This window comes from Natrinema pallidum, assembly GCF_005890195.1.
In the GTDB taxonomy this organism is placed as follows: domain Archaea; phylum Halobacteriota; class Halobacteria; order Halobacteriales; family Natrialbaceae; genus Natrinema; species Natrinema pallidum.
This window is the reverse complement of the sequence record NZ_CP040637.1, coordinates 2,347,218-2,360,703: the sequence shown is the minus strand read 5'-3', so window position 1 is coordinate 2,360,703 and position 13,486 is coordinate 2,347,218. Positions and strand designations below refer to the sequence as shown.

The following is a 13,486-nucleotide window of genomic DNA, read 5'->3' as shown; positions in this document are numbered from 1 at the left end:
AAGCGTTGCGGAGAAAGTCGACTCGCGTACCGATCACCCAACTGCGACGGCCCGTCAGCGACACTCGACGCGCCCGATCGGCTCGTCCGTCCACGGAGACGCGAGCCACGGCAATCGTGTCGCCGGGCATCTCGAGGGCCTGCCACCCCTCACTCCGGACCGGACGATGCGGCGTTACCGATCGTCCCTCGCGGCATCCGCGGGCCGCTCGGGGTCGACGCTTGCGAGGCGCATCGCGTTGCCAGTGACACCGAGACTCATCCCCATGTCACCGACCACGACAGCCAGCGCGACGCTCACCAGTCCCAGCGGCACGCCGATCGCGAGCAGGGCCTTCACGGCCAGGCTCGCCCAGACGTTCTGCCGGATGACGCCGTTGGCCGTGTGAGACAGGTCGTACAGATACGGTAACTTCCCGATATCGTCGCCCATCAGTGCGATGTCCGCCGTCTCGAGGGCGGTATCGGTGCCGGCCGCGCCCATCGCGATGCCGACCTCGGCGGTCGCGAGCGCGGGCGCATCGTTGATGCCGTCGCCGACCATCGCCACCTCGCCGGACGCCGCCTGCAGTTCCTCGACGGCCGCGACCTTCTCGTCGGGCAGGAGTTCGGCGCGGTACTCGTCGACGCCGACCTGTTCGGCGATCGCCCGCGCCGTCCCCTCGTTGTCCCCGGTCAGCATCACGACGCGCTCGACACCGAGGGCGTGGAGCCGCTCGACCGCCCATCGCGAGGCGGGTCGGACCTCGTCGGCGATCGCGATCGCGCCCAGCAACGCCGTCTCCGTTCCGACGAGGACGACCGTTTTGCCCTCCCGCTCGAGCGCGGCGAGCGTTCCCTCGTCGAACGTCGCCTCGACGGCCTCGACCGCACCCTCGGGGGCGACGCCACCGTCAGTCCGCGGGTCCGACGAGCCGTCAGCGGCCGCATGGGCCCGCGACAGATCGAAGCCTAACTCTTCGAACAGCGCGGGCTTGCCTACGTAGTAGGTCTCGCCACCGTCGGACGCGTCCGCCGAGCCTCCGGCTTCGCCGGAGACGTCGATCTCCCCGCGGATTCCTCTGCCAGTCAGGCTCTCGAATCCCGTCGGTTCGGGGAGATCGCCGACGCCCGCCTCGTCGGCGCGGGCGAGGATCGCGTCTGCGATGGGGTGCTCGCTGCGTCGCTCCAGTCCGGCAGCGCGGCGCAGCAGCGTCGCTTCGTCGGTGTCGCCGACCGTGACGACACCGGTGACGGCCAGCTCACCTTTCGTGAGCGTCCCGGTCTTGTCGACGGCGACGACATCGACCTCGCCCATCGCCTCGAGGTAGTTGCCGCCTTTGATCAGGACGCCGTTCTTCGCGGCGCTCGTGACCCCCGAGACCACCGACACGGGCGTCGAGATGACGAACGCACAGGGACAGGCGATCACCAGCAACGTGAGTCCGCGAACGAACCACGTCCCCCAGTCGCCGGCGAACGCGATCTCGTAGCCGGCGACGCCCGCGGTGACCGGATCGCCGATCACCAGCGGCGGCACGGCGGCGGTCAGGATCGCCAGCACGACCACGACGGGCGTGTAGTACCCCGCGAACCGGTCGACGAACTGCTCGGTCTCGGTCTGCTTCGCTTGTGCGCCCTGGACCATCTCGATGATCCGCGAAAGCGTCGAGTCGCCCGCCGTCGAGGTCACCTCGACCTCGAGATAGCCATCCTCAGTGATCGAACCGGCGTACACCTCGTCGCCCTCGGACTTGTCAACGGGGACGCTCTCGCCGGTAATCGGCGATTCGTCGACCGCGCTTCCGCCCTCGCGGACCGTGCCATCGAGCGGGATCTTGTCGCCGGGCCGGACGACGACGGTCTCGCCGACCGCCACGTCGTCCGCGTCGACGGTCACCTCCGCGCCGTCGACGGCTTCGCCGTCTGCTCGGGGCGTCTCCGACGACCCGGTGTCGCGAACGACCGTGGCCTCGTCCGGCGAGAGTTCCAGCAGTTCGCGCAACGAGTCTCGGGCCCTGTCCATCGCGTAGTCCTCGAGCAGTTCGGCGATGCTGAAGAGGACGGCCAGCGTCGCGGCCTCGACGAAGTAGCCGATGCCGGTCGCGGCGATGATCGCCGTTCCCATCAGGAGGTCGATGTCGAGGCTCCGGTTCGTCGCGGAGTAGTAGCCGCTCCGAACGACGGGAACGCCGCTAACGGCGACCGCCCCGAGGAAGAGCAGGTCCGCGACGTGAAGCGGGTACTCGAGAACGCTCGCTACCGCGGCGTTCCCGCCCGTCAGGACGAACTCGAAGCTCAGCCCGAGGGCCACGAACACCGCGCCGAGCCACGTCTTCTTCGCGCGGGGACTCGTCCAGACCTCCGAGGGCGGCGCGACGTTGACGCTGCCGGCGCTCGAGTCCGACTCGGTCGCCCCGTCACCGCCGTCCGTTCCCCCGGTGACCTCGTAGCCGGCACCCTCGATCGCCTCGACCACGTCGGCCTCGGCGGCTCGATCGGGATCGTACGTGACCGTGGCCGTCCCGGTTGTCGGATTGAGGTCGGCGTCGACGACTCCGTCGACTCGTCCCAGGCTCTTGTCGACCTTCCCCGCACAGGACGGACAGTCCATCTCGGGGACGGCGAGCCGGGCGGTCAACTCCCGTCGTTGGCCGCCACCGTCCGACTCCCTCGTCGCGTCCGATTCAGTACTCATTACGTCGAGGTACGGGCGTCAGTTCGATAAGCCTTGGTTGGAATATTCCAAGACGCTGCGGCACCGCTAGAGTGGCGTCGACGTCCCGTCGGCAAATCCGTCGTCCGCGACGTACCGTTTGGCCAACCGTTCCTCGGCCCGGCGGAGCCGGTAGGTGAGCGTCGACCGGGGTACGTCCAGATGGGCGGCGAGGTCGCCGACATCGATCTCTCGAGGCGACTCGTAGTACCCGTGTTCGACCGCGCCCCGAAGCGCGGCCTCCTGTTCGGGGGCGAGGCCGTTCGCCCCGTCGTTCGGTTCGCCCGTCGACGCGGCGGCGTCGGCCGTTCGGAGCATCTCCATCCGGGCGCTGTCGCCGATCGCCGCCTCGAGAGCGTCGAAGAACCCCGCCGCGTCGCCCTCGCCGGAGTGGACGACCCGCCACGTGTAGTGGCGGCCCTCGTGCCGCGTCTCGAACAGCACGCCGTCGCCGAGGTGATCGCGGGCGATGTGCGGGACTGATGCACAGGTCGGGGTGCGCTCCCAGTCGGAGTAGAGGACGAGCGTGTCGTCGGTGCGGTCGAGGACTTGCGTGGCCTGGGTCGCGCCGCAGTCGTCGGTCGCCAGACAGTCGGCGTAGTAGTCGCTGTTGAGAAAGGCCTCCTCGATATCCGCGAGGGCCGCCGCCGTGCCGGTCACGTGGTCGACCCGCCAGAGGCGCTCGTCGGTGGCGTGCAGCGATAGCGACCGGATTCTGGCGTCGGGATGGTCGGCGAGCGCGTCCGCCACCCTGTTACAGCCGGGTTCGTACTCGAGGGCGAAGACGAACTCTCGCATACCGACGGTAGGGACCGCTGCGACAAAGGGTTTCCCGCTCGCTTCCATCGTCAGACCCGGGGCCGCGATGTTCGAACACGTCTTCGCGCACGTGGTCTTCGTCGCGCTATCGGTGGCGATCGTGATCGCCTGACTGGGCGAATTAGTTCGACGTTCGCGACGACACTTGATGAGAGAGTTCAGCACCGAGTGAGTGAAGAATTGCCTTCTCTCTTTATATATGGGAATATACATAAGTTATTTATACATATCTAATATAGATATAATCGCAGATGAAAAGCAACGAATTCGATGATGGATGTGGACGTAGAAAAATTCTAAAAGCAGCAACCGGTGTTGGGGGCTTGAGTGTGGCCTCATTGTTTGCAACAGGTGTTGGAAGCGCTCAAACGATAACATCTGGCAGTGAAGGTTACGTAATTAATGAAGATGGATACATGGAGTACCAGGGCGATAAAGACGAGAAGTACATCAAGAAAGCGGTTGAGGGGATGAACAAGGCTAAACAAACTGGTGAGGCTAGTTTTACGATCGAGGACGGTCAAGTTGTAGTACAATCCGAGCAGCAATCGCAATTCACAACTTCTGATGACTGCCCTGGTGAGAATAGTTACTCTAATTCTGCTCAATTAAATGGAGTAAAGCACACTATCAAAATAGATCATTGTCTTACTAATGATGTTATTGATGCAATGCTTGCTGGGGCGGGTGCCGCTCAAATCGCTGCAATCCTCACTGGTGGACCAGTAAATGCACCTGCCTTCGTAATTAGCGAATGTGCTGCCGTCCTTCTAGCTACAGGGTGGCAGATACTTGACAACAATGCGGAGGGAGAAGGCGTTGAAATTGTCTTCTTCCTCCCTAATGTTATTGGTGTTCCAGGTATTGACCCACAGTGAGGCTATGCTACCCATTCAAAAGTCCGTATTTTAACCACACACAAGGTTTTATTACCTATCTTACAGTATTGTGAATCATGCTAAACCAGATCAGGGAATATTTCCATACGATGTATAATCCCGATCCTCAAGCACTGAAGATCATTGCTATCAGTTCAATATTTATTCTACTTTTATTCATATCAAATCCAAATTTTGAGAATATATATTATATTTTTGGTCTTCTATTGACAATTATAACTATTATTCTTGCAATATTTTTCCTCGCCATTGAATGAATACATTACCCATCTCGGGGCACCGTCTAGTTAGCACAGTTTGAGGAACGAGCAGGTCGTAGAGTTAGTTTGGATCAATGCTCGCAGACCTGCTCAGCGAGAGCTACGCGGCGGAATTTGATGAATGTTGGGAGCGTGAGCGGACGGCGACGCCCGTCAGGGCGTTCGCCGTCCAGTTCCACGCGGCTGGTTGTTCGCTCCGAGAGACACAAGCGATTCTTCGCTCACTCGGCATTGAACGCTCTCATCAAGCAATCTGGCACTGGGTGCATCGGCTAGCTGACAGTGTGCCAGACCCGCCGACGTCCACGAGAACACAGTTCTCGTGCGGCCCATCAGAACGCTTCGCGTTCTGAGGACGGCGAAGCCGTCGCGGGTCGCGGTAGATAAAACTGTTGTCAGGATTAACGGCGATCGATCTTGGATGTGCGCTGCAATAGACCTTGACACGAAACTCATTCTCGATGTCGCGCTCTTTGGGCGGCGAGGCACCGATCCAGCTGCTGCGTTTCTGCATGGACTCACCGAGAAACACGATCTCTCCGACGCTGAGTTTCTCGTCGATGGTGCTGGCTATCTGACTGCCCTCTCTCGATTGGGATTGAGCGGTCTCCTCGACTATGTCGATCGAAACCACATGGAAAAGTGGTTTCACACGCTCAAAATGCGGACCGACCGCTTCCATAATTCGTGGGTGGGAAGTCGGGCGAGCGTCAGAGAATGGCTTGAACAATTTGTACACTACTACAACACACAGCGACCGCACCACTCACTCAACGGACAGACGCCAGCGGAGGTGCTAAACTAGACAGTGCCCATCTCGAGTAGCACCTCCGGAATTAGTCGTTTAGCAGTTCCCGCGCGATGACGTTCTTCTGGATCTCGGTGGTGCCCTCGTAGATCTGGGTGATCTTCGAGTCACGGTAGAAGCGCTCGACGGGGAAGTCGTTGACGTAGCCGGAGCCGCCGTGGATCTGGACGGCTTCGTTGGACACCTCGACGGCGATCCGCGAGGCGTACTCCTTGGCCATCGATGCCAGCTTGGTGATGTCGTTGCCCTGGTCGACGTTCCAGGCGGCCTTGTAGGTCAGGTTCCGCGCGGCCTCCGTCTCGGTGGCCATCTCAGAGAGCTTGTGCTGGATGGCCTGGAACTCGGAGATGGACTGCCCGAACTGCTCGCGGTCCTCGGCGTAGTCGAGCGCCGCCTCGAGCGCCCCCTTGGCGATCCCGAGCCCCTGTGCGGCGACGCCGGTTCGGGTGGCGTCGAAGAAATGCATCTGCTGGAGGAACGCGGCGTCCCGGTCGCCGACGAGGTTCTCCTCGGGCACGCGGACGTTGTCGAAGATGAGTTCGGCGGTGTCGGAGGCGCGGATGCCGAGTTTGCCCGTGATCTTGTCCGAACTGACGCCGTCGCGGTCGGCCTCGACGATGATCTGGCTGAAGCCGTCGTAGCGGCCGTCCGCGTCGGGGTCGGTCTTACAGAAGACGACGAAGAAGTCGCCGACGGTACCGTTGGTGATCCACATCTTGTTGCCGTTGATCACCCACTCGTCGCCGTCCTTCTCGGCGCGGGTCGAGACCGACGAGACGTCCGAGCCGGTATCGGGTTCCGAGATCGCAGCGCCGGAGATCTTCTCGCCCGTCGCGACCGGCTCGAGGAACCGCTCTTTCTGGTCTTCGGTCCCGAACTCGCGGATGGCTTCGGTCCCGAACGAACAGGCCATGATCGAGAGCGCGATCCCGGGGTCGTGGGAGAACAGTTCCTCGGCGATGATGGCCGACTCGAGGGTGGAGTAGCCGGCACCGCCGTACTCGATCGGGATCGAGGAGCCGACCAGCCCCATTTCGGCGGCCTTGTCGACGATCTCGTGGGGGAACTTCTCTTCGGTGTCGTACTCCTCGGCGTTCGGAACGATCTCGTTTTCGGCGAACCGGCGAACCTCATCGCGGATCTGTTCCTGTTCTTCGCTGAGTCCGAATTCCATGGACAATCGTTACGATGCAAACGATAAAGAGCTTTGTAACCGGTAGTAAACCGAATTATCGTTTCTACTCTGTGAGAGGGAAACGTTGAAACGGGTTCGAATAGGATTTTTGACCATGGACATCGAGGACATCAACACCATCACAGTTCTGGGTGCGGGCAACATGGGTCACGGTATCGCCGAGGTCGCCGCGATGGCGGGTTACGACGTGAACATGCGGGATATCAAAGACGAGTTCGTTCAGAACGGCTACGAACAGATCGAGTGGTCGCTGAACAAGCTCGCCGAGAACGACCAGCTCACCGACGAGGAGGCCGACGCCGCCAAAGAGCGGGTGACGCCGCTGGTCGACATGGAGGAGGCCGTCGCCGACACCGATTTCGTCATCGAAGCGGTCCCCGAACAGATGGAGATCAAACGTGACGTGTACACCGAACTCGAGGAGGCCGCGCCGGAGCACGCTATCTTCGCGACGAACACCTCGAGCCTCTCGATCACCGATCTCGCGGAATTCACCGACCGTCCCGAGCAGTTCTGCGGGATGCACTTCTTCAACCCACCGGTCCGGATGCCGCTCGTGGAAGTGATTGCGGGTGCCGAGAGCGCCGCAGAAACGCTCGATCTGACGGCGGAGCTCGCCGAGGACCTCGGTAAGACGCCGGTGCGGGTCCACAAGGACTCGCCCGGGTTCATCGTCAACCGCATTCTCGTTCCCCTGATGAACGAGGCTGCGTGGCTCGTCAGCGAGGACGAGGCGACCATCGCCGAGGTCGACTCGACGACGAAGTACGACATGGGCCTGCCGATGGGGAGCTTCGAACTCGGCGACCAGGTCGGCAACGACGTCAGCTACCACGTCCTCGAGTACATGAACGAGGTGCTGGGCGAGGCCTACGAGCCGGCCCCGCTGCTCGCGGAGAAAGTCGAAAACGAGGAGTTCGGCAAGAAGACGGGCAAGGGCTTCTACGATTACGAGGACGGCGACGGCGTCGATATCCCGACCGACCAACAGTCGGAGTTCGTCACGGAACGGCTCCTCGCGACGATGGCGAACGAGGCCGCGAAGCTGATCGGCGGCGACGTCGCCCCGCCGGAGTCGATCGACGAGGCCGTCAAGCTCGGGGCCGGCTTCCCCGACGGGCCCGTCAAAATGGTCGACGACTACGGTCTCGAGGCGCTCCACGAAACGCTCACTGAGGCCTACGAGGAGACCGGCCACGAGCGGTACGCGCCCGCGTCGTACCTCGCGGACCGGGCCGAGGCGGGCGGGTTCTACGACGACGAGGAGGACGCGGACGCGATGGACTTCGAGACGATCCGCGTCGAGTACCCCGGTGACATGGTCGGCCACGTCGTCCTCGACCGACCCCACCGGATGAACACCATCAGCGACGACCTCCTCGAGGAACTGTCGACGGCGATCGAGCACCTCGAGGCCGACGACGAGGTTCGAGCGCTCCTCGTCACCGGCGAGGGTGAGAAGGCCTTCTCGGCGGGAGCGGATGTCCAGAGCATGGCCGGCGACGGTGCCGATCCGATCGAGGGACAGGAACTCTCGCGGCTGGGGCAGTCGACGTTCGGCGAACTCGAGGCCTGCGATATGCCCGTCGTCGCCGGCATCGACGGCTTCTGTCTCGGCGGCGGGATGGAACTCGCAACGTGTGCCGACCTGCGCGTGGCGAGTGACCGGTCCGAGTTCGGCCAGCCCGAACTCGATCTCGGACTCATTCCCGGCTGGGGCGGCACCCAGCGGCTCAAGCACATCGTCGGCGAGGGGCGAGCCAAGGAGATCATCCTCACCGCGGAGCGCTACGACGCCGAAACGATGGCCGACTACGGCTTCGTCAACGAACGCGTCGGCAACGACGAACTCGAGGACCGCGCGCTCGAGATGGCGACCGAACTCGCCGGCGGCCCGCCGATCGCCCAGCGATTCACCAAGCGCGCGATGCTCGCCGGCCGCGACGACACGGCGGCCGGCCTCGAGTACGAGGCGTCCGCCTTCGGGCACCTGATGGCGACCGACGACCTGATGGAGGGTATTACGGCCTTCATGGGCGACGAGGAGCCGGAGTTCGAAGGCAAATAAGCGATGCCGACCGATCGCGACTGAACGGCGGGGTCGGTCCGAACCGTCCGACCGAGTTCGTCGCGTTGGTACCCCCGTCCGGCCGTCGGCAACCGGCCGCCGCTCCGACGATATGTCAGCGTTCGAAGTGAACGCGACGCCGCTTGCCGAACGATCTCGCGTCCGTGTCGACTATATATCATCTCCACCAACAAAATCTGATGGTTGGTCGCGAGATTTATCACCCAGAGGTACCATTGGTGACGCGTGGCTGTAATCGATGAAGAGAACGGAGGGGGAACCCAATGAATGACGGGCCCGAGGTGCTCGTCGTCGACGACGAAGCCCGACTTGCGGACCTGTTCGCCGCGTGGCTGCAGGGCGAGTGGGTCATCGAGACGGCGTACGACGGCGAGGAGGCACTCGAGAAGATGGCCGATTCCGTCGAGGTCGTCCTGTTAGACCGGCGGATGCCGGGACTCTCCGGTGACGAAGTACTCGAGCAAATCCGCGGGCAGGGATACGATTCGCGGGTCGTCATGGTGACGGCGGTCGACCCCGACTTCGATATCATCGAGATGGGCTTCGACGACTACCTCGTCAAACCGGTCTCGAAGGACGAACTCGTCGAGATGGTCGCGGATGTGGCCGATCGATCGGACTACGAAGCCGACATTCAGGAGTACTACGCCCTCGTCTCGAAGAAGGCGTTACTGGAGTCCGAGAAAGCCGACCGCGAACTCGCGGACAACACGGAGTATCAGGACCTCTGTGACCAGGTCGAAGCGCTCGAGCAGCGAGTCGACGAGACGGTCTCGGACATGTCCACCCACGACGACTTCGTCGGCGCGTTTCAGGACCTTCAGTCCGAGAACTGAGCGTCGAGTTCGAACTCGAGGCGTGCTCCTCCGCTCTCGCTCTCCGTCGCGACGACCGACCACCCGTGCCCGGTAGCGACTTCTCTGACGATCCAGAGGCCGATCCCTAACCCTTCCGTCGACGTGGATGCCGACGGATCGAAGAGTTCGTCCCGGAGTTTCGCGGGGAGTCCCTCACCGTCATCCTCGATAACGAACCCCCGCGCCGCGTCCGGCCGCTCGTCGTTCTCGAGGGGACCGATGCGAACGGTTTCGGTCGTCTCGCCGTGTTCGATACTGTTCCGGAAACAGTTCTCGAGAAGTCGCAAGAGTCTCGACCGGTCGGCCGAGAGCGTCATCGTTTCCGTGACCGACAGCGTCGCCCCGGCGGTCGAGACGTGAGCCCACGCCTCGCGAGCGACCGACTCGAGGTCGACGGGTTCGGTGTCGGCGGCCCACTCCCCCTCGCGGGCGATGGCCAGGACGTCATCGATGATCGACTCCATCCGGTCGAGTCCGTTGCGAGTCTTCGCGGCGTATCCGGAGTCGCCGGTTTCCTCGAACAGGTCCAGATAGCCCTGTGCGACGCCGAGCGGGTTCCGGAGGTCGTGGCTGACGATCCGTGCAAAGGCATCGAGTCGCTCGTTACGTTCGCGAAGCTTCCGTTCCTGCCGTTTCCGCTCGGTGACATCGCGAAGCACGCCGACCGAGCCACGGAACTCGCCGTCGGGAACCAGAACGGCAATCTGGACTTCACAGGGGATCGTTGCTCCGGCTTTCGTCTCCACGCTCAACTCGAGCGTGTCGGTGCTCTCGCCGCTTGCGAGGAGCGAACGGATGATCGTCTTGCCGGCCTCGATATCCTCGGGATCGAACAGAATCGAGACGTGCTCGCCGAGTAGCCCTTCACGACTGAATCCGGTCATCTCGACGAGCGCGTCGTTGACGGTCATGAGGTGGCCCGCGTCGTCGAGCACGTACATTCCGTCGCCGGCCGTCTCGACGAGTCGCTCGTACCGGTTGAGCGTTCGTTCCCGTTGCTCGAGCCGCCCCCGGACGGCGATCGTCTCGAGGACGTGGGACGCGGCCTCGGCGATCGCCCGAACCGCGTCCCGTTCGTGTTCGGAGAGTCGTTCCGTCGCGTAGATGACGGCGACGCCGTACAGGTCGCCGTTTGCGGCGAGTGGGATGGCTGCGACCGACCGAACACCCCGCTCGAACGCACGATCGTCGAAGGGGACCGCACCGCTGGTGTCCGCGTCGTACTGGTGGGTCCGAAGGGTTCGGGTTCGGATCACGCGTTCGAGCAGCGGGTGGTCGCCGGTGCCGATATCGAACGTTTGCTGGAGCGGCCACTCGGTGGCGTCGGGATCGGACAGCCACGGAATGATCGCCCGTTCGCGGCGGTCGTACTCCCCGAGCCAGACGAACGCGAATCGATCGCCGTCCGTCAGTTCCTCGCGGAGCACGCGTTCGACGGTCAGCAACGATGTGGCGTCGACCAACCGACTCCGGACGCGACTCACGAGTCGCTCGAGGTCGTCGGGGAGGTCCCGCTCCGCGGCGACGGTCCCGTCGGCCGTGGCGCTCCCGCCGGCGTCGCCCTCGGGTTCGGTCGGCAGTTCGGCATCCGTCCCTGCTGCGATGTGTTCGGTGATCGTGTTCGAGAGGCGCGTCGCCGACTCGTCGTCGGCTGCCGGAGTGGTGACCCGTGCCAGCACGGCGCCGGTATCGCCATCCGTCTCCTGGTAGACGAACGTCGGCGTCCCCGACTCGACGGCATCGACGAGCGCGGCGGTGTTTGCGATCGTTCTCGCATCGATGACGACTGCGTCGATCGACTCGTGATTGAGCCGGTCGATCGCGTCGACGAATCGCTGTGCGATGATGACATCGACGGGTGCGTCCGTCAGCGACAGCGTAAGCGACGCCCGCGTCGAGCGATCGGCACTGACACAGAGTACGCGTGACCGACTCATATCGGTGGAAAGCTGGCGTGAAACATCTCTAGCGCGACGATAGCGTGTTTGACGAGGGACATGACCCCGAACGGGATCGTTCTTTCGGCTGATCGGTCTATCGCCGGACGGCTCGGGGCTCGGCCCCGGTCGGTTCACGGGGCGAACGTCCGGGGAGAACAGGCGACGGGCCGCCGCTCGCGCTCGCTCAGGGAGCCTGGCCGTAGATCAGGTTGCGCTGAATCTCGTTTGCACCCTCGTAGATGACGGGGATTCGTGCGTCGCGGTAGACGCGGGCGATCCGTCGCTCGTCGAGGACCGATCGGCCGCCGTGGAACTGCATCCCCTGCTCCGCGACGTCGACGGCCGTCTCGGTCGCCTTCGTCTTCGCCATCGCAGCCCAGTAGCCCGCGTTGTCCGCCTCGGCGACCTTCTCGCGGGCGCGCCAGACGAGGGTCCGGGCGCTCTCGAACTCGACCAACATGTCCGCGAGGCCGTGTTGGACGGACTGGAAGTCGCTGATCGTCCGGCCGAACTCCTCGCGATCGTGAGTGAACTCCCAGGCTTCTTCGATGGCGGCCGCCGCGATACCGATGCCGTGGCCGGCGACGGCGACGCGGCCGTGGTTGAAGAAGTCCGCGAGCAGCATGAAGCCGTCACCCTCCGACCCGATCAGGTTCGCCGCGGGAATCCGGCAGTCGTCGAACTCGATGTGTGCCTGTTTCGAGGCGCGCATCGCCATCTTCTCGGGGATGTGTTCGGCCTCGTAGCCGTCCGTATCCGTCGGGACGATGAACATCGAGTGATTGCCGTAGCGGTTGTCCTCGTCGTCGCCGGTGCGCGCGTAGAGCGTTATCCAGTCCGCTTCGACGCCGTTGCCGATCCAGTATTTTTCGCCGTTGATGACGTACTCGTCGCCGTCTCTCTCGGCCGTGGTCTGCATCCCCGCGAGGTCGCTGCCCGTCTCCGGCTCCGAGACCGCCAGACCGGACCGTTGCTCACCCTCCGCAACGGGTCGAACGTATCGTTCGCACTGCTCCTCGGAGCCGTGCTCGTAGGTAATCTCACAGCCGAAACTCGCCAACTGCAGCGTCAGTGCGATCCCCGCGTCGGCTCGGTAGAACTCCTCCGTCATCGCGAGCAGTTGGGCCAGATCGAGTCCCCGACCGCCCCATTCTTCGGGGATATCCTGTGCGACGAGGTTCGCTTCGCGACCCGCCTCGAGGATCTCCTCGGGATAGTCCCCCGACTGGAAGTACTCCTGGGCGTTGGGTTTGATATGGTCCTGTGCGAACTCGCGGGCCTCTGCCTTGATGTCGCGTGCGTGTTCCGGGACGATGCTATCGTCGAGCAGTTCCATACTCGCAAGACGGACCGGCGGTGGAAATAGTCGGGGGCGAATAGTGCAACCCGAACCCGCGCTTTCGCGGCGCGCTCCCATTATCGGAGCCTGCGGACGAGGTCGTCCGTCGAAACCGCCCGATCCGCGTGCGCCTCGAGCAGGTGGATGTCCCAGACGAGATCGGCCAGCAGGTGGGTATAGAGGACGACGCCGGTCACGATCGCGAGGGGGAGACTGACGGCGGCGGTCGCCGGAACGACGACGCCGGCGATCACCACGTGGCTCAACAGTCGCGAGAGGACGCCCACATCGCCGGGTTCGAAAATTTCCGACTGATCGGTGACCGCTGCACGCGGGTTCGAGAGACAGAACCGTACGGCGTCCCAGCGCCCGGTCTTGAACCGGGCGATGAGGACGTGATCGAAATCGATGCAGACGCCGACGGCGGTGCCGTAGGCGACGACCGCCGCAGACGGGATCGAGTGGCCAAGCACGGAAACCGGCGGGAGCAGGACCACCAGCACGCCGGCGACGACCAGCGAGATCGCTGCGTGGTGTTTCGAGTAAATCGGGAGTCACCCACGGTGACGACACCGTGTGACTACTA

At 63.4% G+C, this 13,486-nt stretch carries 9 protein-coding genes and 1 pseudogene; 4 read left to right on the top strand and 6 right to left on the bottom strand.

Annotation, left to right across the window (positions count from 1 at the left end):
- Window positions 1-174 precede the first annotated feature (174 nt).
- Together FGF80_RS11755 and FGF80_RS11750 are read right to left on the bottom strand one after the other, a co-directional pair.
- Window positions 175-2,676, bottom strand: a complete 2,502-nt coding sequence (locus FGF80_RS11755; RefSeq protein ID WP_138654175.1) for a heavy metal translocating P-type ATPase — start codon at window positions 2,674-2,676, stop codon at window positions 175-177.
- Window positions 2,677-2,742: 66 nt separating this feature from the next.
- Complete coding sequence (locus FGF80_RS11750; protein WP_006186592.1) at window positions 2,743-3,492, bottom strand: helix-turn-helix domain-containing protein; 750 nt, start codon at window positions 3,490-3,492, stop codon at window positions 2,743-2,745.
- Between the two features lie 272 nt (window positions 3,493-3,764).
- Between FGF80_RS11750 and FGF80_RS11745 the strand changes: the two genes are divergently transcribed.
- Window positions 3,765-4,391, top strand: a complete 627-nt coding sequence (locus tag FGF80_RS11745) for a hypothetical protein (RefSeq protein ID WP_138654173.1) — start codon at window positions 3,765-3,767, stop codon at window positions 4,389-4,391.
- Between the two features lie 355 nt (window positions 4,392-4,746).
- Window positions 4,747-5,477: pseudogene (locus tag FGF80_RS11740) on the top strand (IS6 family transposase).
- 31 nt (window positions 5,478-5,508) lie between these two features.
- Here FGF80_RS11740 and FGF80_RS11735 read toward each other — a convergent pair.
- The gene (locus FGF80_RS11735) at window positions 5,509-6,654 is read right to left on the bottom strand and encodes an acyl-CoA dehydrogenase family protein (protein ID WP_006186595.1); all 1,146 of its coding nucleotides are present in this window, start codon (window positions 6,652-6,654) and stop codon (window positions 5,509-5,511) included.
- A gap of 115 nt (window positions 6,655-6,769) precedes the next feature.
- Between FGF80_RS11735 and FGF80_RS11730 the strand changes: the two genes are divergently transcribed.
- Window positions 6,770-8,743: a 3-hydroxyacyl-CoA dehydrogenase/enoyl-CoA hydratase family protein gene (locus FGF80_RS11730; RefSeq protein WP_006186596.1), complete on the top strand. Its 1,974-nt coding sequence runs from the start codon at window positions 6,770-6,772 to the stop codon at window positions 8,741-8,743.
- Between the two features lie 284 nt (window positions 8,744-9,027).
- The gene (locus FGF80_RS11725) at window positions 9,028-9,600 is read left to right on the top strand and encodes a HalX domain-containing protein (protein ID WP_138654171.1); all 573 of its coding nucleotides are present in this window, start codon (window positions 9,028-9,030) and stop codon (window positions 9,598-9,600) included.
- Here FGF80_RS11725 and FGF80_RS11720 read toward each other — a convergent pair.
- The 3 genes from FGF80_RS11720 to FGF80_RS11710 form a co-directional block, all read right to left on the bottom strand.
- Window positions 9,585-11,558, bottom strand: coding sequence for a PAS domain S-box protein (locus tag FGF80_RS11720; RefSeq protein ID WP_138654169.1), 1,974 nt, complete (start codon window positions 11,556-11,558; stop codon window positions 9,585-9,587). The two genes, FGF80_RS11725 and FGF80_RS11720, sit on opposite strands and share 16 nt — an antisense overlap.
- 187 nt (window positions 11,559-11,745) lie before the next feature.
- The gene (locus tag FGF80_RS11715) at window positions 11,746-12,897 is read right to left on the bottom strand and encodes an acyl-CoA dehydrogenase family protein (RefSeq protein WP_006186599.1); all 1,152 of its coding nucleotides are present in this window, start codon (window positions 12,895-12,897) and stop codon (window positions 11,746-11,748) included.
- An 80-nt stretch (window positions 12,898-12,977) separates the two neighbouring features.
- Complete coding sequence (locus tag FGF80_RS11710; protein WP_138654167.1) at window positions 12,978-13,403, bottom strand: hypothetical protein; 426 nt, start codon at window positions 13,401-13,403, stop codon at window positions 12,978-12,980.
- Window positions 13,404-13,486: the final 83 nt, after the last annotated feature.

Bases quoted from the DNA above. Each gene is read 5' to 3' on its own strand.
- FGF80_RS11755 (WP_138654175.1), bottom strand. From the start codon at position 2,676: ATGAGTACTGAATCGGACGCGACGAGGGAGTCGGACGGTGGCGGCCAA.
- FGF80_RS11750 (WP_006186592.1), bottom strand. From the start codon at position 3,492: ATGCGAGAGTTCGTCTTCGCCCTCGAGTACGAACCCGGCTGTAACAGG.
- FGF80_RS11745 (WP_138654173.1), top strand. From the start codon at position 3,765: ATGAAAAGCAACGAATTCGATGATGGATGTGGACGTAGAAAAATTCTA.
- FGF80_RS11735 (WP_006186595.1), bottom strand. From the start codon at position 6,654: ATGGAATTCGGACTCAGCGAAGAACAGGAACAGATCCGCGATGAGGTT.
- FGF80_RS11730 (WP_006186596.1), top strand. From the start codon at position 6,770: ATGGACATCGAGGACATCAACACCATCACAGTTCTGGGTGCGGGCAAC.
- FGF80_RS11725 (WP_138654171.1), top strand. From the start codon at position 9,028: ATGAATGACGGGCCCGAGGTGCTCGTCGTCGACGACGAAGCCCGACTT.
- FGF80_RS11720 (WP_138654169.1), bottom strand. From the start codon at position 11,558: ATGAGTCGGTCACGCGTACTCTGTGTCAGTGCCGATCGCTCGACGCGG.
- FGF80_RS11715 (WP_006186599.1), bottom strand. From the start codon at position 12,897: ATGGAACTGCTCGACGATAGCATCGTCCCGGAACACGCACGCGACATC.